The sequence below is a fragment of the Prauserella sp. PE36 genome (genome assembly GCF_003311655.1).
GTDB classification, from domain to species: domain Bacteria; phylum Actinomycetota; class Actinomycetes; order Mycobacteriales; family Pseudonocardiaceae; genus Prauserella_A; species Prauserella_A endophytica.
On sequence record NZ_QEQT01000041.1, the window covers coordinates 19,276 to 37,678 of the forward strand.

At 71.6% G+C, this 18,403-nt stretch carries 18 protein-coding genes; 8 read left to right on the forward strand and 10 right to left on the reverse strand.

The annotated features are described in order from the left end of the window. Positions 1–5: 5 nt before the first annotated feature. The gene (locus tag DI005_RS06645; RefSeq protein WP_158303086.1) at positions 6–1,613 is read right to left on the reverse strand and encodes an ABC transporter substrate-binding protein; all 1,608 of its coding nucleotides are present in this window, start codon (positions 1,611–1,613) and stop codon (positions 6–8) included. 214 nt (positions 1,614–1,827) lie between these two features. Between DI005_RS06645 and DI005_RS06650 the strand changes: the two genes are divergently transcribed. After that, positions 1,828–3,756 (forward strand): primary-amine oxidase, encoded by a 1,929-nt coding sequence (locus tag DI005_RS06650; RefSeq protein WP_113641563.1) that lies wholly within the window; start codon positions 1,828–1,830, stop codon positions 3,754–3,756. 1 nt (position 3,757) lies between these two features. Further along, the gene (locus tag DI005_RS06655; protein WP_158303085.1) at positions 3,758–4,408 is read left to right on the forward strand and encodes an FMN-binding negative transcriptional regulator; all 651 of its coding nucleotides are present in this window, start codon (positions 3,758–3,760) and stop codon (positions 4,406–4,408) included. 9 nt (positions 4,409–4,417) lie between these two features. Here DI005_RS06655 and DI005_RS06660 read toward each other — a convergent pair whose 3' ends face one another. Beyond that, positions 4,418–5,035, reverse strand: a complete 618-nt coding sequence (locus DI005_RS06660; RefSeq protein WP_112271557.1) for a DUF6292 family protein — start codon at positions 5,033–5,035, stop codon at positions 4,418–4,420. 366 nt (positions 5,036–5,401) lie between these two features. Between DI005_RS06660 and DI005_RS06665 the strand changes: the two genes are divergently transcribed. From DI005_RS06665 to DI005_RS37890, 3 genes are all read left to right on the forward strand, one after another. After that, a complete protein-coding gene (locus tag DI005_RS06665) occupies positions 5,402–5,605 on the forward strand; it encodes a cold-shock protein (RefSeq protein WP_110341819.1) in 204 nt (67 codons plus the stop codon). 103 nt (positions 5,606–5,708) lie between these two features. Further along, positions 5,709–6,743, forward strand: coding sequence for an acyl-CoA desaturase (locus DI005_RS06670; RefSeq protein WP_112271555.1), 1,035 nt, complete (start codon positions 5,709–5,711; stop codon positions 6,741–6,743). 11 nt (positions 6,744–6,754) lie between these two features. Beyond that, positions 6,755–7,039 carry a hypothetical protein gene (locus DI005_RS37890; protein WP_137094568.1) on the forward strand — a complete coding sequence of 95 codons (285 nt, stop codon included), beginning with the start codon at positions 6,755–6,757 and terminating at the stop codon, positions 7,037–7,039. Positions 7,040–7,574: 535 nt separating this feature from the next. Here the strand turns inward: DI005_RS37890 and DI005_RS06675 are convergent. After that, positions 7,575–8,456: a LysR family transcriptional regulator ArgP gene (locus tag DI005_RS06675; protein WP_113641628.1), complete on the reverse strand. Its 882-nt coding sequence runs from the start codon at positions 8,454–8,456 to the stop codon at positions 7,575–7,577. A gap of 71 nt (positions 8,457–8,527) precedes the next feature. Here DI005_RS06675 and DI005_RS06680 point away from each other — a divergent pair, with 71 nt between their 5' ends. Further along, on the forward strand, positions 8,528–9,145 hold the full coding sequence (locus tag DI005_RS06680) for a LysE/ArgO family amino acid transporter (RefSeq protein ID WP_233520017.1): 618 nt from the start codon (positions 8,528–8,530) through the stop codon (positions 9,143–9,145). On the opposite strand, the gene DI005_RS06685 is transcribed toward DI005_RS06680, so the two are convergent. From DI005_RS06685 to DI005_RS06695, 3 genes are read right to left on the reverse strand one after another with little or no spacing between them, the layout of a single operon-like run. Next, positions 9,142–9,780 carry a LysE family translocator gene (locus DI005_RS06685; protein WP_112271553.1) on the reverse strand — a complete coding sequence of 213 codons (639 nt, stop codon included), beginning with the start codon at positions 9,778–9,780 and terminating at the stop codon, positions 9,142–9,144. The two genes, DI005_RS06680 and DI005_RS06685, sit on opposite strands and share 4 nt — an antisense overlap. A gap of 46 nt (positions 9,781–9,826) precedes the next feature. Continuing rightward, positions 9,827–10,291, reverse strand: a complete 465-nt coding sequence (locus tag DI005_RS06690; protein WP_158559777.1) for an archease — start codon at positions 10,289–10,291, stop codon at positions 9,827–9,829. Between the two features lie 54 nt (positions 10,292–10,345). Continuing rightward, positions 10,346–11,764, reverse strand: coding sequence for a DUF2252 domain-containing protein (locus DI005_RS06695; protein ID WP_113641565.1), 1,419 nt, complete (start codon positions 11,762–11,764; stop codon positions 10,346–10,348). Between the two features lie 113 nt (positions 11,765–11,877). On the opposite strand from DI005_RS06695, the gene DI005_RS06700 reads away from it, so the two are divergent. Continuing rightward, the gene (locus tag DI005_RS06700) at positions 11,878–12,168 is read left to right on the forward strand and encodes an amphi-Trp domain-containing protein (protein WP_158559778.1); all 291 of its coding nucleotides are present in this window, start codon (positions 11,878–11,880) and stop codon (positions 12,166–12,168) included. Between the two features lie 7 nt (positions 12,169–12,175). Here DI005_RS06700 and DI005_RS06705 read toward each other — a convergent pair whose 3' ends face one another. After that, on the reverse strand, positions 12,176–13,492 hold the full coding sequence (locus DI005_RS06705) for a diacylglycerol kinase family protein (protein ID WP_113641566.1): 1,317 nt from the start codon (positions 13,490–13,492) through the stop codon (positions 12,176–12,178). Between the two features lie 158 nt (positions 13,493–13,650). Beyond that, entirely contained in the window at positions 13,651–14,295 is a 645-nt protein-coding gene (locus DI005_RS06710) for a class I SAM-dependent methyltransferase (protein WP_112271547.1), read from the reverse strand. A gap of 356 nt (positions 14,296–14,651) precedes the next feature. Between DI005_RS06710 and DI005_RS06715 the strand changes: the two genes are divergently transcribed. Next, positions 14,652–15,455: an IclR family transcriptional regulator gene (locus DI005_RS06715; RefSeq protein ID WP_233520018.1), complete on the forward strand. Its 804-nt coding sequence runs from the start codon at positions 14,652–14,654 to the stop codon at positions 15,453–15,455. Positions 15,456–15,541: 86 nt separating this feature from the next. Here the strand turns inward: DI005_RS06715 and DI005_RS06720 are convergent, their stop codons facing one another. Beyond that, positions 15,542–17,011: a dihydroorotase family protein gene (locus tag DI005_RS06720; protein WP_113641568.1), complete on the reverse strand. Its 1,470-nt coding sequence runs from the start codon at positions 17,009–17,011 to the stop codon at positions 15,542–15,544. A 9-nt stretch (positions 17,012–17,020) separates the two neighbouring features. After that, positions 17,021–18,397, reverse strand: coding sequence for an FAD-binding protein (locus tag DI005_RS06725; protein ID WP_113641569.1), 1,377 nt, complete (start codon positions 18,395–18,397; stop codon positions 17,021–17,023). Between the last annotated feature and the right edge of the window lie 6 nt (positions 18,398–18,403).

An 18,403-nucleotide genomic window follows, 5' to 3' on the forward strand; every position in this document is an offset into this window, starting at 1 on the left:
CCCCGCTACTTGGTGAGCAGCCGGAAGTCGGCGATGCCACGGAAGACGTTGCCGTAGCCCTCGGTGGCGTACAGCGTGGGACTCAGCGCGTCGGACCGGTAGCCGATCAGCGCGGGCCTGGTCACCAGAGGAATCATCTGGGCGTCCGTGTCCACGGCGTCGCACAGCTGTTGCAGCGCGGTGTCGCGTTCCGGCCCGGCAGGCGTCGCGATGGCTTTGTCGATCGCGGTGTTGAGCTCCGCGTTCGGCTCCATGAAGCCGAGGTTGAACCCCGCCTGCTCGGGGTTCCACCACTTGCCGACCATGGCGGCGTCGGCGTATCCGGCGAACCACGACAGCGCGGCGTCGAACGTCGCGGGCACCTCGCCGTATACCTTGCCCGACCAGCTGCCCTCGTCGAGCTGCTCGATGTTCACAGTGATGCCGATGCGCTGCAGGTTCTGCTGGATCACCTGCGCGACCGCCGGCGCGGGTGCGGTGGAGTAGGCCGCCAGCTCGAAGGTGAGGTTCTCGGCCCCGGCCTCCTTGAGCAGCTGCCGCGCGCGGTCCAGGTCGGCCCGCGCAGAGGGCAGCAGCGCGGGGTCGCACGAGCCGGGCAGTCCGGCAGGCGTGACGCCGGTGGGTTTCCCGAGCCCGCCGAGCGCGGAGTCGGCGATCGCGTCGCGGTCCATGGCGATGTTGATCGCCTGGCGCACGCGGGGGTCGTCGAACTTCCCGCCGGGCGCGTTGCTGTTGAGCATCAGGTAGTAGAAGTCGGTGGTGGCCTGGGTGCCCACGGCCGTGCCGCGCACGCCGTTCAGCAGTTCTGGCGCGTCGACGTTGCCGAGCATCACCAGGTCGGCGCTGCCGTTCTGCAGTGCGGCCATCCTGGCCTGTTCCTGCCCGGCGATGGTGATGTTGACGGTGTCGGCCGACGGCTTGCCCTCCGCCCAGTAGCCGTCGCGGCGCGTGAACTGCCACGAGACGTCCTGCCGGTGGGACTTCACCACGAACGGCCCGGTGCCGAGCATCTCCTTGGTGATGTCCACGGAGCCGTCCTCGATCTCCTGCATGGGCAGCACGGCGGCGGGGACGTTCGCGAGCGACGCGAGGAACGGCTGATACGGGCTCGACAGTGTCACCGAGACGGTGCGGTCGTCGACTTTGGACACCTTCTCCACGGGACCGATCTGCGTCTTCCATACGCCCTGGCCGGCGAGCAGGCGCTCGAAGCTGCCAACGACGTCGTCGGCGGTCATCGCCCTGCCGTTGGAGAACGTGACGCCCTCGCGCAGGTTGAAGACGTACTCGGTGGGGCTCGGGTTGTCCCAGCTCTCCGCGAGCGCTGGCTCGATGGAGAAGTCGGGGCCGACCGTCACGAGCGTCTCGTAGACGAGTGACATCAGCTGCCACGACGTCGCGACGTCCGCGAGCTGCGGGTCGAGCCCGGTCGGGGCGCCGTTGTCGACGGTCATCTGCAGGTCGAGCGTGCCACCCGAGGTGACGGCCTCGTCGGCGACCGCGAGGTAGCCGGGCACTTCGGACGTCGGGGCGTTGTCGCTGACAGGCGCCGCTGAACAGCTCGCGAGCACGGCGGTCGCCGCGACGGCGCACAAGATTCGGGGGATCCGCATTGGACCTCTGCTTTCCGGCGGTGACGTGGCGTGATCGCGGTACAGTGCCGCCCTGTGGATGCCGGAACGTTCCGACATGGGCAGAGATTAAACGGCGGTAGCCCTTCCCCGTCAACCCCTGTTTGCCGATCATTGACCGGCGGGACTGCGGCGGCTAGCCTTCCGATCCGATGCCGGAACGTTCCGGCACTCGCTGAGATCCCAGGAGAGTCACGTGACGGAACCACACCCGCTCGCGCCGTTGACCGCGGACGAGATCACGGACGTGCGCAAGATCCTCGAAGCAGGCGACGTGCTGCGGGAGACGACGCGGTTCTCCTACGTCGGACTCGCCGAGCCCGCCAAGGCCGCCGTCGCCCGGTACGAACGCGACGGCGCGGAAGTCGAGCGTGTTGCCAGGGTGTTACTGCTGGACGTCGCCGACGGCGCGGCCGAGGACGTGCGCGTGTGCCTGACCGACCGCACCGTACGGGCCCGCACGCCCATCCGCGGTGAGCACGGCCAGGTGCCGGTGCTCGCCGAGGAGCACGACGTGGTCCGCGAGATCATGGCCGCCGACGAGGGCTGGCATGCCGCGCTGCGCAAGCGCGGCATCGAGGACCCTTCGCACGTATACCTCGCCGCGCTCTCCGCGGGCCGCTTCGAGTCCATTCCTGACCAGGGCAGGCGGCTCGTCCGGGTGCTCGCCCACTGGCGGCCCGATCCGTCCACAATGGTCTGGGCACACCCCGTCGACGGGCTCGTCGCCTACGTGGACCTGATCGCACGGGAGGTGGTGGAGATCGTCGACACCGGGGCGGTGCCGATCCCGGAGGAGTCCGGCGACTACGACGACCCCGCCGTGGCCGGACCGCCGAGGACCACCCAGCGTCCCATCGAGATCACGCAGCCGGAGGGCCCGAGCTTCACGCTGGAGGACGGCGTGCTGCGCTGGGAGAACTGGTCCGTGCGGCTCGGCTACGACATGCGCGAGGGCCTCGTGCTGCACCAGCTCGGCTTCACCGACGGCGGCGAGCTGCGGCCCATCGTCTACCGCGCCTCGGTGGCCGAGATGGTGGTGCCCTACGCCGACCCCGGCCCGATCCGGTTCTGGCAGAACTACTTCGACACCGGCGAGTACCAGCTCGGCAGGCTCGCCAACTCGCTGGAGCTGGGCTGCGACTGCCTCGGCGAGATCACCTACGTCGACGCCGTGGTGGCCGACGGCGGTGGCGAGCCGACGACCATGACCAACGCGATCTGTATCCACGAGGAGGACGCCGGCGTGCTGTGGAAGCACACCGACCCGTCCAACGGCAGCAGGCAGACCCGCCGCCAGCGCAGGCTCGTGGTGTCGTTCTTCGTCACCGTCGGCAACTACGACTACGGCTTCTACTGGTACCTCTACCTCGACGGCACGATCGAGCTGGAGTGCAAGGCCACCGGCATCGTATTCACCGCCCACTACGACGAGCGGATCGCGCCGTACGCCTCGCAGGTCGCGCCCGGTCTCGCGGCGCCGTACCACCAGCACCTGTTCAACGTCCGGCTCGACATGTCCGTCGACGGCGACGTCAACGCCGTCGAGGAGGTGGAGGTCGCGCGGGTGCCGATGGGCGAGGGCAACCCGTTCGGCAACGCGTTCACCCGCTCCGCGCGCAGGCTCACCAGCGAACGGGAGGCACAGCGCATGGCGGCGCCGGAGCGCGGGCGCGTGTGGCACATCGTGAACCCGCGGCGCCGCAACCGGCTCGGCGGGGAGACCGGCTACGTGCTCACCCCGCAGGGCCTGCCGACGCTGCTGGCCGCGGAGGACTCGGCGATCCACGGCAGGGCGGCGTTCGCGACCAAGCACCTGTGGGTGACCCGCTACGACGAGGCCGAGCGCTTTCCCGCGGGCGACCTCGTGAACCAGAGCCCGGCGGGCCTCGGCCTGCCCGAGTACACGAAGGACGATCGCGACCTCGACGGCGCCGACCTGGTGGTGTGGCACACGTTCGGCCTGACGCACTTCCCGAGGCTGGAGGACTGGCCGGTGATGCCGGTGGACCGCTGCGGCTTCACGCTCAGGCCCGCGGGGTTCTTCGACCGCAACCCGACGCTCGACGTGCCCGCGCCGGGCGGCTCCCACTGTGAGAGTCACTGCCACGGCGATGGAGGCTGACGTGCACGAGTTCGCGCGGTACGCCGCACCGTCCACTGCGGACGAGATCGAGCTGGTGCGGCGGCATCCCTTCGCGCTGCTGGTGAGCGCCCCCACTGCCGGGGCACCGGTCGCCACGCACCTGCCGGTGGTCTTCCCGCAGGGGCAGCCCCTGCCCGGAAGCTGGGAGGGTGCAACGCTGCTCGGCCACCTGGCGAGGGCGAACCCGCAGTGGCGGGACCTCGCCGGGCGGGAGGTGCTGCTCGTGTTCTCGGGCCCGGACGGCTACGTCTCCCCCACCGCATACGGCTACACCCCGGCGGTGCCGACGTGGAACTACGCGGCCGTGCACCTCACGGGCACGGTGGAGCTGGTCGATGGCCCCGCAGGGACGCTGGACGTGGTGGAGCAGACGGTGCTGGCGCTGGAGTCGCAGCGCGACCCGAGCTGGGACCTGACGTCGTCGCGGGAGAAGTTCGCCTCGCTCGTCGAGCACGTCGTGGCCTTCCGGGTGCGGGTGAGGACGGCGCGCAGCGTGTTCAAGCTGAGCCAGGACATGCCGGCCGACGTGCGGCAACGCGTGCGGGCCGACGTCAGCGAGACCGCGCCGGGCGGCGAGGCGCTCGCGGCCATGATGCGCCGCTACGACGGTCCTCCTGCGACGACGGGCTGAGTGAGCGGTTCAGTCGGCGACGTGCGCACGCATGCGGGCGGCCAGCTCGTGCCGGTCCCTCGGCATCGGCACGATGGTCCGTACGGTCGGAGCGCCGTGCCCGGCCAGCACGGCACGGACGAAGCTCGCCACCATGTGCGGGGCGGGCACGAGGTCGCCGCCGAGACGGGCGAGCACAGCGGGGTCCGCGGGGCGCGCCGCGATGGAGACGCTCCACCCGCGCTGCTCGCTCCAGAGCAGCATCAGGTCCCGGTCCGGCCCGCGGGCGCTCTTGCGCGCGAGCGCCAGGTGGGCGGTGGCCGTGTCGCTGACCTCGAACGAAGCGTCTCCCGCCGACACGCCGAGCGCCCGCGCCACCGCGCCGAGATAGCCCGCGAGTCCGCTCCCGAGTGCGGTCGCGCCGTCGGCAGCGGTCTGAGCGACGGCCGGCCGGCGAGGCCGGACACCGTCGAGATCCCGCAGGCCCAGCATGGCGAGCAGCTCCCGGCAGTCCTCGACGTCGACCGCGTGCCCCGCCACCGTGCGTGCGGCCTGGACCTGCGACTCGATGTCCGCGTGGGCCGCGGCGGCCCGTGCGCGGTCGAACTCGCCGGGCACCCTGCGCCCTCCCGATCTCGGCTGGTTCATGCGGGTGTGCCTCCATCGGTCGTCGTGCGCGCCGGACAGCGATACCGGAACGCGGCTCGAGACCAGCCTACGGCCTGCGAGCAGGGCGCGCGCCAGGTCCAAGCCGGGCCGTCTACCCGGAACACTTCGGATAGCGTAGAGTTGGCAACGACGTCGACACCGTCCGGAACATTTCGGCCGGGTTCGGTGTTGACTACATAGTCGCGAGTTTTGCGTTGTTCGTGTTTTCCCACGCTCCGCGGAATTTCGGTGCGGGCGTGTCGCGTGTCTTGCCATGAGCTAGAGCGGTGGCCGTCTACCGCCTGCGGCTTCCGGCCTCGCACGGTGCGAGCGCCGGGTGTAACAGCTCCTGGAAGGAGACACCCCATGGCAGAGGGAACCGTGAAGTGGTTCAACGGCGAAAAGGGCTTCGGCTTCATCGCGGTGGACGGCGGAGGCGCTGACGTCTTCGTGCACTACTCCGAGATCGACGGCCGCGGCTTCCGCGAGCTCCAGGAAGGCCAGCGCGTGGCCTTCGAGGTCGGTCAGGGCGCCAAGGGCCCGCAGGCCACCGGCGTTCGCGCGCTCTGAGCGCACCTGTAGCGAGCCCGCCGCCGGGTTGCTTCCCGGCGGCGGGCTTCGCCCCCCGTGGCGAGAACCGCGGCCACCACGACGACAGAAACCGCTGGTTCAGATGACATTCGCCGAAACGGCACCGCGATCCGCGCGTGCACCCAGCGACTTCGCAGAGCTTTCCGAGATCATCAAGCAGCGCGGGTTGCTGACGCGGCGCTCCCACCGGTACGTGGTGAGGTTCGTGGTCAACGCACTGCTACTGGCCGGCGGCTGGACCGCGTTCGCCCTGCTGGGTTCGTCCTGGTGGCAGTTGCTGACCGCGGTGTTCCTCGCCGTCGTGTTCGCCCAGCTCTCCTTCGTCGGCCACGACGCGGGCCACCGGCAGATCTTCCGGAGCCGGCGCGCCAACAACGTCGTCGGCCACGTGCACGGCGCACTGGTGGGACTCAGCTTCGCGTGGTGGGTCAGCAAGCACAACCGGCATCACGCCAATCCCAACCACGAGGACGACGACCCCGACCTCGACATCCCGCTGCTCTCCTTCTCCAGCACGCAGGCGCAGGCCAAACGTGGCCTCACGCGCTGGACCACCAAGTACCAGGCCTTCCTGTTCCTCCCTTTGCTCACTTTGGAGGGAATGAGCCTGCACGTGTCGAGCGTGCAAGCGGTTCTGCGCCGCGAGGTCAAGGCCCACCGGCTGGAAGCGGTACTGCTCGCAGCACACGTCGTGGGCTACCTGACCGCGGTGTTCCTGGTTCTCTCTCCCTTGCAGGCACTGGCTTTCCTCGCCGTCCACCAGGGTTTGTGGGGCGTCTACCTCGGCTGTTCCTTCGCCCCCAACCACAAGGGCATGCCGCTGCTGCCGGAGGGCGAGCGGCTGGACCACCTGCGCAAGCAGGTCCTCACTTCCCGCAACGTCCGCGGCGGGCGCATCGTCGACTTCGCTCTCGGTGGGCTGAACTACCAGATCGAGCACCACCTCTTTCCCGGAATGCCGCGCGCCAACCTGCGCCACGCACAACCCCTGGTGCAGCGGTTCTGCGCACAGCGCGGCCTTCCCTACAGCCAGACCAGCGTCATCGGCTCCTACGCCGATGTACTCCGGCATCTCCATGCCGTCGGGGCGCCACTGCGTGCCGCGACCAGACCCTGAGGAGGCTTCCCGTGAGCTCAGCATCGCTGCCGCACGGAAACCCCATCCATCCCGTGGTGTTCAGCCACACGCCGCAGGAGCGGCCCGTCGACTACCCCGAGCTCACGCCCGTCAGGCCGAACGGGGACGGCGAACGGCGCTCCCTCTTCCGCGCCCCGCCGGTGAGCGCGCGCAGCGAGCAGGACGACGAGCCGGCGCGCCCTGCGAGCCCGCCTCGGCGGCCTGACCGCCACCGCGACAACGGTCGCAGGCGACCGGCGACGGCGGCACGTGGCCCTCGTCGAGACCGCTCGTGATCGTGTTGGGAAAATACTTGCCGGAACCGGCAGCGCTTTCGAAGCGGAGCGCGTAGTGTTTCCGGTATCGGGGACGTTTTCTCACCCGGCGGGTGAAGTCACCTCGTTCCCGAGGTAACCAGTCGGCCGTTGTTCGGCCGGGACGGGCGCCTACCACGACGTCGGGTCCACGCGCGACCATCGCCACCCCAACGGCTTTTCCGGCCACTGAGGCAGCCTCAGCTGACACCGCGTTCGCGGCCAGGGCTCGGGCTCCCCGACAGGGGTATCGCGGGTGACGTTCGCGGGCCTGGCAGCCGGGGCCCCGTCAGTCGGGTCGCCGGCGCGCCTTGCGGCGTCGGCCACCCGGCCTGGCGACCGTCCACTGCGGACCAGTTAGAACTCGGCAGCCCCGTCACCACCGCACTCGCGGTCGCTCGCCTGCCCCCAAGGCCACCTTTGTTGCGTGGATTCAACGCGGCAGCTCGTCAGCGCCTCCGTTCGGGTGGTGGCGGGAGAACGGTGGGCGCACCGAAGGTGGCCTTGGGGGGGGCAGTCAGCGCAGGGCGGTCGCCGCGGCGGCGCGAATGGCGTCGGTGACCGCGTCGAGGCTCGCCGAACGGAGCCGCCACTGCTGCCAGTAGAGACGGACGTCGATGTGGCCACGCGGGTCCAGGTCGGTGAACTCGCCATCGGCCGCGTGCGCGGTCTGCAGGTCCGGCAGCATGCCCCAGCCAAGGCCGAGCCGCACCGCCTCGTAGAAGTCGGTGGAGCCGGGCACGAAATGCCTCGGCGGGTCGAGCCGCCTGCGCGTGCGGCGGCGCAGGTACTCGTGCTGCAGGTCGTCGTCGCGGTCGAAGACCACCACGGGTGCGTGTGCCAGCTCGGCCGGCGTCGTGCCGCCGGGAAACCACCGCCGCGCGAACGCGGGCGAGGCCATCGGCCGGTAGCGCATGCTGCCCAGCCGCTCGATCACGCACCCCGGCACCGGCTCCGCCGACGCCGTGACGGCCGCCATCACCGCACCCTGCCGCAACAGATCCGCCGTACGGTCCTGGTCGCTGCGGTGCAGGTCGAAGACCAGCGACCCACCGAGCGAGGCGAGCGCGGGCAGGAACCACGTCGCCATGCTGTCGGCGTTCACCGCCAGCGGGATCACCTGCGGCCCCGACGGCACGTCGTCGTCACCGAGTTCGCGCGCGACGTCGTCGGTCACCGCCTGGATCTGGCGGGCCAGGCGCAGCAGCGTCTCCCCCGAGGGCGTGGGCCGCACCGGCTTCGTGCGGGTGAGCAGCACGCGGCCCACCGCGGTCTCCAGCGCCTTCACGCGCTGGCTCACCGCGGACGGCGTGACGTGCAGCGTGCGGGCCGCCGCGTCGAACGTGCCCTCCGAAACGGCCGCCGCGAGTGCCCTCAGCTGGGCGGTATCCAGATGCATCATCAGCAATTCTAATGCTACTGAAGAATCATTAGCTGGAAGACAGCTCGCGGGCGACCTAGCTTCGAGGTGTGCTCGTCTCCGCCTCCGTGACCACCGCCGTCACGGGCCTCGTCTTCAGTTTGTCCCTGATCGTCGTGATCGGGGCGCAGAACACCTTCGTCCTCCAGCAGGGCCTTCGCCGCGAACACGTGCTCACGGTCGTGTTGATCTGCGCCCTTTCCGACGTCCTGCTCATCGGTGCCGGGGTGGCAGGCGCGGGCTTCCTGCTGGAGGACCGCGCTTGGCTCATCCAGCTCGTGCGCATCGGCGGAGCCGCGTTCCTGTTCGGCTACGGCCTGCTCGCCGCGCTGCGCGCGATGCGGCCGAACGCACTGCGCGCCGGTCCCGACGCGCCACCGGCGTCCCGCACCGCCGTCGTGAGCACGTGCCTCGCGTTCACGTGGCTCAACCCGGGCGTCTACCTGGACACCGTGATCCTGCTCGGCTCTGTCGCCAACACCCAGTCCGCTTACCCCTGGTGGTTCGGCGTGGGCGCGGCGCTCGGCAGCGTCCTGTGGTTCCTCGCGCTCGGCTTCGGCGCCCGCCTGCTCGCACCGGTGTTCTCCCGGCCGACGGCGTGGCGATTCCTCGACGCGTTCATCGCCGTGGTGATGGTCGCGGTCGGCCTCCGGGTCCTGCTCGGCTAGCGACTCTGATCGGTGACCAGGCGCACCGCGAGCCCGCCGAAAATGGCCGCCGAGAGCCGGTCCAGCCATCGGCGCACGGCGGGGCGCCGCAGCAGCAGCGCCGAGAGCGTACCCGTCGCCAGCCCCACGGACCCGTCGATGGCGAACCCGACGACGATGAACACCGCGCCCAGCACGAGGAACTGCGCCCACACCGGCCACCCGCCGTCCGCCACCACGAACTGCGGGAAGAACGCGAGGTAGAACAGGATCACCTTGGGGTTGGCGAGGTTGGTCAGCACCGCCATCACGTAGGTCTTGCGCAGCGGGCGGCCGTTGGCCACCGCGTCGGTCGTCTCGGTCAGCGGCTGCCTGGACGAGCGGATCGCCGACCACGCCAGGTACAGCAGGAACGCCGCGCCCACGAGGCGCACGGCGTCGAGGACGGCGGGCGCCGCCTGCAGGAGCGCGCCCAGCCCCGCCGCCGCGGCCACGGTGTGCACCGCGAGCCCCGTGGACATCCCGAGCGCCGCCACCACGCCCGCACGCGGCCCTCGCGCCACCCCGTGGGCGACGATGAACATCATGTCCGGGCCGGGGACCAGACTGACCACCGCGGCGGCCGCGACGAAGGCCAGCAGCAACGAGATATCCATCCGACCATCCAAACACCGACGGCAACCGGTTTTCCGTTACCCCGCCTCAGATGTCGATCCCCGCCGCGCACCACCAGCCGTGCTCGGTCCGCTCGCAGAGCACGCTGCCCCGGGTCACGCCCTTCGGGATCGGACCGGGCAGCACCACGGCCCCGGCGTCGACCAGCTCGCAGCGCACGCGCAGCCCGGTGTCGGTGCGCGCCACGTCGGCTGTCGTGGCGATCGCGTTGTACTTGGGAAGGAACGAGATGACCCGCTGCAGCACGAGGTCGAGCAGCACACTCGGATTGTCGCCGCGCACGTCGAACCGAACCCTCGCCGACACCGCGCGACGGCCGGGGCCGAGGACGCTCTCCGCCAGCGCGCCCACGGCTCCCGCGAAACAGGCGTGCATCGTCGGGGCCCATGCCTCGATGCGCAGATCGGCGGCGTGCAACGGCCGGCGGCGCCTGCGCTGTCGCGGCACGATGCGACCCGGCTCGTGGGCCCTGCCGGTGTCGCGCGTGGTCACGCCCTCCAGCATGCGCGCCGCGCGCGTGCGGCGCACCACCCGCGCGGGATGAGGTCACTGCCCGGCGACGGCGTCCACCCTCCCTTTGGCGATCGCGGCCACGAGCGCCGCGTGATCCCGCTCGTTCTGGTCGGCGTAGGCGGCGGCGAAGTCGGCGACGGCCTCGTCGAACGTGGCACCCGAACCGAGGTAGGCGCCGATGGCGATGGCGTCGCCGGTGCGCGCGTGCGCCCTCGCCAGCGTCCACGCGCACAGCCTGCCGTAGACCCGCAGCACGGCGGGATTCATCGACTCCGTCTCGGCCGAGCCCTTCCAGTCCCGCAGCTGCCGGAGGTAGAAATCCCGCGTCCTGCCGTCGAAACCCTCGACCCTGACCCAGCCGAGGAAGATGTCGCTCACGGTCTGCATCAGGCGTTGCCCGACCACGACCCTGCGTCCCTCGTTGCCGAACCTGCTCGGCGCGGTGAACTCCGCGAGCACCGACGCACCCGCCTCCTTCGCCTGGAGGAACAGCGGGTCGTGCTCGTCGTTGCCGAGCAGCAGCACCATCCAGCACCGGGTGCCGACGCTGCCGACGCCGACGACCTTGCGGGCGATGTCGACCATGCGGTAGCGGTCGAGCAGGGCGCGCCGTTCCGGTTCGAGCGTGGCCCGGTACGCCTTGACCACGCTGGCGAGCCGCCCGCGCACCTCCTCGCGGTGCTGCCCTTCGCCCGCCACGTCGTCGATCGGGACGATCAGCGGCGGGTCCGGGACGATACGCAGCCCGCCGTCCCGCGCTTCGGCGAACCGCCGCAGCGCACCGAGGTTGGTCCTTGTGCGCGCCTTGGCGACGTTGTGGGCGAGCTTGCGGCGACGCGCGGCACCGAGCCGGCCCGCGTACGCCGCGCGCACGGACTCGACGTCGGCGTGGGCGTACCAGACGTCGAGGGCGGTCGACGCGGCGAACTCGCGCGTCGCCCGCCGGTACTCGGCGACGCAGGCGAGCACGACGGCGCGGCGGTTGCGCGGCGGGTGACCGTTGTCGCGCGCGGCGATCTCCAGGCTCGCGGCGAGGCGTTTGACGTCCCACTCCCACGGCCCCGGCAGCGTCTCGTCGAAGTCGTTGATGTCGAACACCATGCGCCGCTCCGGCGAGGCGAACATGCCGAAGTTGAGCAGGTGCGCGTCACCGCACGCCTGCACGGTCAGCCCGGTGCGCGGGGTCGTGGCGAGGTCGGCGGCCATCGGCAGCGCGGCCCCCCGGAAGTAGGTGAACGGCGACACGGCCATGCGCCCGTACCGGATCGGCACCAGCTCGGGCACCCGCGTGGCGTCCTGGCGCGCCAGCAGGGCGAGCGGGTCGACGCGCACCGGGTCGCGGGTGAACTCGGCGTGGCTCGACCTCGGCGCCGCGGCGCGGGCGGCCTTGCCCTCGGCGGCCCGGTCGGCCCGGGTGGGCGCCTGCGGCGCGGAAGTGGTCGTGGTCGTCATCCCGGCATGGTCGCCCCTGGCGAGCGCGCACGCCTCACCCTTCGCGGGCGGTGCGCCGCGGCGCGGGCACGGCGAGACTGGGCGGATCGAGTCACCGGCGAACGGAGCCTCCAGTGTCGGACGTCGAAGTCAAGCGCACCGAATCGCTCACGCGCCAGGAAGCCGCGCGCAGGCTCGCCGCGCTGGCTGAGGCGATGGAGAACGGCGGCGGCCACGTCGAGCTTGCGCTCGGCGTGAGCAAGCTCAAGATCCACGTCCCCGACGAGATCCGCTGCGAGATGGAGGTGGAGGTCGACGGCGACGAGGTGGAGCTGGAGGTGGAGCTCAAGTGGTCCACCTCCCCCGAGCCCGAGCACAAACCGGCTCGCGGCAGGGCCAAGAGGGCCGCACCGGCGAGCACGTGAGAGCCGCTCAGCGGGCCAGCAGGATCCGCGCCAGCACGGTGACGAAGCCCCAGCCCTCCGGCAACGACGCGGAGGCGGTCCCGTGTGCGGTGCGCGGAACCCGGACGCGCAGTGCCCCCGGCAGCGAACGGAACACCAGCGGCGGGGCCAGGCGCACCGCCTCGCCGTCGATGCCGACGTCGACGAGCGGCTCAGCGGAGCCGACGTCGAACCGGGGCACCGTCCACGCCCGGTAGCCGCGGAAGCCGCCGAGGCGCCCCGCGGCCTCGGCCGCGAACAGCGCCGGAAGGTCACGCGCGCGGTCGACGGACAGCGTCACGACGCCGAGCACGCCCCCGTCGAGCCCGACCCTGGTGCCGAAGCCGTCCAGCCGGTCGAGGCGGTAGGCACCGTTGGACACCAGCACGACGTCCGCGGCCGGGGCCCGCCGCCCGTCCGGCATCGTGAACCGCAGGTCGGGCGGCTCCTTTCCGGGTCCCAGCAGGTCGGGCAACAACCGCGCCGCGGTGCCGAGCTTGGCGGAGCGGTACTCACCGGAGCGCACCACGGCCGCGTACACGCCGAGCGAGGCGTTGTTGACGAACACGCGGTCGCCGATCAGCGCCAGATCGATCCGCCGCTCGACGGCGGCGCCGAAGGCGTCGAGCGCACCCGCCACGTCGTCGCGGTCGAGCCCGAGGTCGAGCGCGAAATGGTTGCGGGTGCCCGCGGGGACGCACACGAACGGCAGGCCGTGCCGCCGCGCGACGTCGGCGACGAGGGCCTGCGACCCGTCGCCACCCGCCATGCCGAGCACGTCGGCGCCGTCACGAACCGCCTGCTCGGCGAGTTCCCTCAGGTCGTCGCTGCGCCGCAGGAGCACGGGCACGACCCCGCGTCGCCGCGCCTCGGCTTCGAGGGCGAACCGCGCGACTTTGCCGCCCCCGGACCACGGGTTCATCAGCAGCACCCCGTGCCGGGCCGGGGGCACGAGCAGGCCGCGCACGCCGGCGGGCTCGATCGCGACCCGCGCGGCGGCCGTCGAGAGCACCGCGAGCCCGGCGACGACCACCAGCAGCACGAACGACCACGCGTCCGGCAATAGCACCGCGGCGACCAGCGCGAGCACGGCTACGCAGGCGGCCAGCACCCGGCCCACTCCCCTGCGCACGAGCGCGGCCCAGGCGGCCATGACGGTGAGCGCGAACAGGGCGACCGCGGCCACGAGCTGCCACGGCTGGTCCAGCAGCGCGACGACCGGGAGCACCACGACGGCGACGAGGGCGAGCAGGGCGACCGCCGCCGCGATCCGCCTCCTCCAGGACGGCCGCCGAGCATCGCGCATCGCCGCTCGCCTCCTCGCCACCGCCCGTGACCGAACCCTGCCCGGTCAGGGGCCGCGCCGCCTCACCCGCGACGGACGAGCTCGGGCGCGGCGAGCAGCTCGGTGAGCCTGGCCGCGAGCCGGTGCCCGGCGCGTGCCGAGGCCGCGCGGCCTCTGCCTCAGGCGCGACGGGCGAGGAGGTGGGCGTGCGGACTCTTCTCGTCGTCGTCCGGCTCCCGCAGGAAACGCGCGCGCACCTCGAACCCGGCCTCGCCGAGCAGCTCGGCGATCTGTTCGGGGCGCAGGCGCTGGAAGCCCAGCGACACGGGCCGGCCGAACGGGCGCTCCAGCAGCCGGACGTCGTCGCCGACCTGGAACGCCAGCAGCAGCTGCCCTCGCGGCGCGAGCACGCGGTGGAACTCGGCGAAGACCGAGGGCAGCCGCTCCAGCGGCGTGTGGATGAGCGAGTACATGGCGACGACACCGGCGAGCGAGCCGTCGGCGAGGTCCAGTTCGGTCATCGAGCCGACCTCGTAGCGCAGCCCCGGATTCTCCGCACGGGCCACGGCGATCATCTCCGGGGATAGGTCGAGGCCGAACACGTCGAGCCCGAGCCCGTGCAGGTGCGCGGTGCTGCGACCGGGCCCGCAGCCGACGTCGGCGACCCGTCCCCCACCACCGGCGAGCACCAGTTCGGCGAACGCGCCGAGCATCGCCCTGAGGAAGGGCTTCGCCGCCAGCTCCTCCTTGAACATCGCGGCGTAGTCCACCGCGAGGGCGTCGTAGAAGGCCCTGGTCCGGTCGAGGTGGGAGGACTCGGTCATACGGGCGACCCTAGCGTCGGCACGCTCCGGGACCGGCCGGATCCTCACAGCCGCGCCCACGCGGTGAAGGCCACCTTCACTGCGTGGAGTCAGCACAGCGGCGCCGAGCGCCTCCGTTTGGGTGGCGGCGGGAGACGGGTGGGCGCAGGCATGGTGGCCTTCACTGCAGTGGAATCAGCACAGCGGCGCGGAGCGCCTCCGGCAAGGTACGCCACTACACGCCGGCGGGAAAAAATCACCGGCCTCGTACCGACGAGAGGAACATTGTGCCCGGGAAGCCCGGTGAGCCAGCTTGACCGGCTTTCTCACGAGCTGAAACACTGACGGTACCCATTCCCTTGACAGAAACGCCTACCGTGCCGAACAAGACCACCGCACTGCCGGCCAGCACCGGAACCGAGGCGGCCGCGCGGGTCGCCGACGTGCTCCTGCTCTTCACTGGCGGGCCAGAGTACCTCGGCGTCAGCACCATCAGCCGTGAACTCGGGCTCTCCAAGGCCGTCGTGTACCGCATCCTCCAGTCGCTCGTCTCACGCGAGGTGCTCGCGACCGACCCCGGCGTGGTCGGCTACCGGCTCGGTCCCGCGGCGGTCGCGCTGGGCGCGAGCGCGCTGCGCCGGTTCGACGCCAGGACCGCCGCCGCTCCCGTACTGCGGCGCCTGCGCGACGAGACCGGCGAGACCACCACGCTCTCCGGCCTGGTCGGCGACGAGCGTGTGTACCTGGAGCAGTTCGAGAGCCGCGCCGAGATCAAGATGACCGTCGACATCGGGAAGCGGTTCCCGCTGCACGCCGGGTCGTCGGGCAAGGCGATGCTCGCGAACCTGCCGACGTGGCGGCGGGACGCCGTGCTCGCGGGCGAGCTGGCCGCGCTCACCGAGCGGACCATCACCGACGTGGCCACGCTGCGCGACGAGCTGACCACGATCGCCGCCGAGGGCGTCGCCGTGTCCCTCGGCGAGCGGCAGGCGGGCGCGGGTTCGGTCGCGGCCCCGCTCATCGGCCCCGACGGCGAGGTCCACGGCGCGATCAGCATCTGCGGCCCGGAGTACCGGTTCACGCCCGAGAAGATCGAGCGTTACCGCCGCCTCGTGCACGACGCTACCGAGGAGATCGCCCGCAACTGGGCAGGCCCGCAAGCCGCCGAAGCCACCCGCTGAGGGCCCGCGCCCCCACACGCAGTGAAGGCCACCTTCACTGCGTTCAACGCAGGCATGGTGGCCTTCACTGCATGGGGCGGACCCGGCTAACGGCCCCTGTGGAGGTACTTGCCCACCGGGTCGCCCTGGACCTTGCCGTCGGCGTACACGTGGTTGCCGCGCACGAAGGTGTCGGTGACCTTCGCCGACATCGCGAAGCCCTCGAACGGCGTGTACTCCTGAGTGGACTCCGAGTCGGCCGCGCGCACCGTCCACGACGCGTCCGGGTCGACGAGCGCGAAGTCGGCGTCGTAGCCCTCCGCGATCGTGCCCTTGCCCAGCAGGCCGTAGCGCTGCGCGGGGTTCCACGACGTGAGCTTGGCGATCTTCTGCAGCGACAGGCCCCGCTTCACGCCCTCACCGACCAGGCCGGGCAGCAGGTACTCCGCGCCGCCGAAGCCGGACTTGGCGAGGAACACGTCGTCGCGGTCGGAGCCGAACTTCAGCTCGTCGCGGCAGCACGCGTGGTCGCTGACGATCCAGTCGACCTCGCCCGCGAGCACGTGCCGCCACAGCGCCTCGACGTCCTCGCGCTCGCGCAGCGGCGGGTTGACCTTGCCGCCGATGCCGCTCGCGGTGTCCACATCGGCCAGCAGGTGCCCGACGGTGACCTCGCGCCGGAAGTCCACGTGCGGGAACGTCTTCGCCATGCGCAGTGCCGCGTCGAGCGCCTTCTCCGACGACAGGTGCAGCAGGTTGATGTTCGGCAGCCCGGTCTCGTGCGCGAGGTACGACGCGATGGTCACCGCGAGCCCCTCGGAGTGCGGTGGCCGCGACGCGCTGTAGGCGCGCAGGCCGGAGAGTGAACCGTCCTGCTCCACGAGCTTCGTGTACGCGGTCATGATCTCCGCGGTCTCGCAATGCAGCGACAGAGAGAGGTACGGCGCGTACTCGGTGAGCACCTCGCGTGCCTTCTGCACGCCGCGCATGACGAACTCGAAGTGCGCGAGGTCGTAGCGCTCGTCCGGCGGGATCATCAGGAAGTCGCTCTGGCTCGCCGAGCGGCCGTGCAGGCCGTGGCTGCCGTAGAACATGAAGATCTTGAACGACGTGACCCCGTGCTCCTCGACGAGGTACGGGATCTCCTCGATGTGCTGGGCCATCATGGGCGCGAGGTGGAACGCGTAGTCGATGTAGGCGTTGCCCTCGGCGGCGGAGAGCACCTCGGGAAAGAACTCGCGGTAGCTGCCGCCCTTGTTCAGGTAGTACTGCCCGGTGCGCATGTAGGTCAGCGCGGTGGTGACGCCGCCCTGTGCGCTCGCCCTGCTCTCCGTACCGGTGTCGGTGGCGAGCTCGTTGTAGATGCCCCAGTGCTGGTGGGCGTCCACCACACCGGGGAAGGCAAGAAGCCCGCGACCGTCGACGACACTGGCCGCGTCGTCGCGCGGCAGACCCGGTGCGAGGCGCACGATCCTGCCGTCGTTCACCGCGATGTCGGTGAGCTCGGGCCGCGCGTTGTCGGGGTCGTCCGGGCGCACCACCCGGACGTCGGTGACCAGTAGTTCAGTCGTCGCCATGCGTGCTCCTCACTGCGTGTTCTTCAGCCGGCGGGCCACGTCGTCCGCGGCCAGGTAGGACAGTCCGAAGGCGGGCAGCAGGCCGTTGCCCGCAAGGTAACCCGCGGCGCCGTGGCCGGAGATGCCGGCCGCCGCTCCGCCGGCCGCGTAGAGCCCGGGGATGGGCCGGCCGGCGTGGTCCACCACGGCGGCGTGCTCGTCGACGAGCAGCCCGCCCTGTGTGTGGAACAGCGCGGGCACCACGCGCACGGCCGCGTATCTCGGGGTCAGGGGGCGCTCCCAGCTCGTGCGGCCGAACTCGTCGGCCCAATCGCCCCGCGCGATCGCGGCGGCGTTCGCCAGCTCCTCGGCCAGTTCCCGCTCGGGCAGTCCGGTCGCGCGGGCGAGCGCGGGCGCGTCGTCGGCCCACACGACCACACCCGAGTCGACGGTGTCGCGGAAGTCCTGGAAGGGCTCGCACTGGGCGAAGATCACCTCGTCGAGCACGATCCAGCCGGTGCCGCCGGGGCGCGCGGCCAGCTCGGCGGCGTACTCGGAGTAGCCGCGCGTCTCGTTGCCGAACCGGCGGCCGCCGAGGTCGACGAGGATCCCGCCGTGCACGATCGTGGCCCAGCCGACGAGCGTGCCCGCACCGGCGGCGACCGCGCCGTGGCCCTGGTAGGCGTCGAGGAAACCCGTTGCGGCGCCGAGCTTCTCGCCGATCCGCAGCGCGTCGCCGAGTGACCGGTCGCTGCCCTGGTACAGCGCGTCGGCGATCTCCGGCAGGTACGTGCGCACGAGCTCCGGGTCGGCCCCGAAGCCGTTGGTGGCGAGCAGCACCGCGCGCGTGGGGATCTCCTCCTCGGCGCCGTCGGGGTAGCGCACGACGGCGGCGCGGACGTGCCCTTCGTCGTCGGTCGGCACCTCGACGAGCCGGGCGGGCGCGAGCAGCTCGATGTCCGGGTGCTCGGTGACCCGGCGTGCCAGGTGGTCGACGACGAGCGAGCCGTGCCGTCCCGGTACGGAATGGCAGCGCGGCACGGCGTGACCGGGATAGGTGAAGTCGGTGACGAGCGTGAGCGGCAGCTCCACGGAGTCGGCCAGCCACTCCACGAGCGGAGCGCTCACGTCGGCGAGCGTGCGTGCGAGCCGCGCGTCGGCCTGCCCGCGGGTCTTGGCCATGATGTCGGCGACGAACCGTTCCGGGGAGTCCTCGACCCCGGCCTCGGCCTGCCAGCGGGAGCCCGCGCCGGGGAACATCGCCGTGGACATCGAGGTGTTGTTGCCCCGGCGGAAGTGCTCGCTGGCCTCCACCACGAGCACGCTCAGTCCGTGCCCGGCGGCGCGCAGCGCACCGGCGAGCCCGCCGCCCGCACCCGCGACGACCAGATCGACCGCCTCGCTCATACCCCG

Bases quoted from the DNA above. Each gene is read 5' to 3' on its own strand.
- DI005_RS06720 (WP_113641568.1), bottom strand. From the start codon at position 17,011: ATGGCGACGACTGAACTACTGGTCACCGACGTCCGGGTGGTGCGCCCG.
- DI005_RS06695 (WP_113641565.1), bottom strand. From the start codon at position 11,764: ATGACGACCACGACCACTTCCGCGCCGCAGGCGCCCACCCGGGCCGAC.
- DI005_RS06670 (WP_112271555.1), top strand. From the start codon at position 5,709: ATGACATTCGCCGAAACGGCACCGCGATCCGCGCGTGCACCCAGCGAC.
- DI005_RS06685 (WP_112271553.1), bottom strand. From the start codon at position 9,780: ATGGATATCTCGTTGCTGCTGGCCTTCGTCGCGGCCGCCGCGGTGGTC.
- DI005_RS06660 (WP_112271557.1), bottom strand. From the start codon at position 5,035: ATGAACCAGCCGAGATCGGGAGGGCGCAGGGTGCCCGGCGAGTTCGAC.
- DI005_RS06645 (WP_158303086.1), bottom strand. From the start codon at position 1,613: ATGCGGATCCCCCGAATCTTGTGCGCCGTCGCGGCGACCGCCGTGCTC.
- DI005_RS06725 (WP_113641569.1), bottom strand. From the start codon at position 18,397: ATGAGCGAGGCGGTCGATCTGGTCGTCGCGGGTGCGGGCGGCGGGCTC.
- DI005_RS06675 (WP_113641628.1), bottom strand. From the start codon at position 8,456: ATGCATCTGGATACCGCCCAGCTGAGGGCACTCGCGGCGGCCGTTTCG.
- DI005_RS06665 (WP_110341819.1), top strand. From the start codon at position 5,402: ATGGCAGAGGGAACCGTGAAGTGGTTCAACGGCGAAAAGGGCTTCGGC.
- DI005_RS06710 (WP_112271547.1), bottom strand. From the start codon at position 14,295: ATGACCGAGTCCTCCCACCTCGACCGGACCAGGGCCTTCTACGACGCC.
- DI005_RS06705 (WP_113641566.1), bottom strand. From the start codon at position 13,492: ATGCGCGATGCTCGGCGGCCGTCCTGGAGGAGGCGGATCGCGGCGGCG.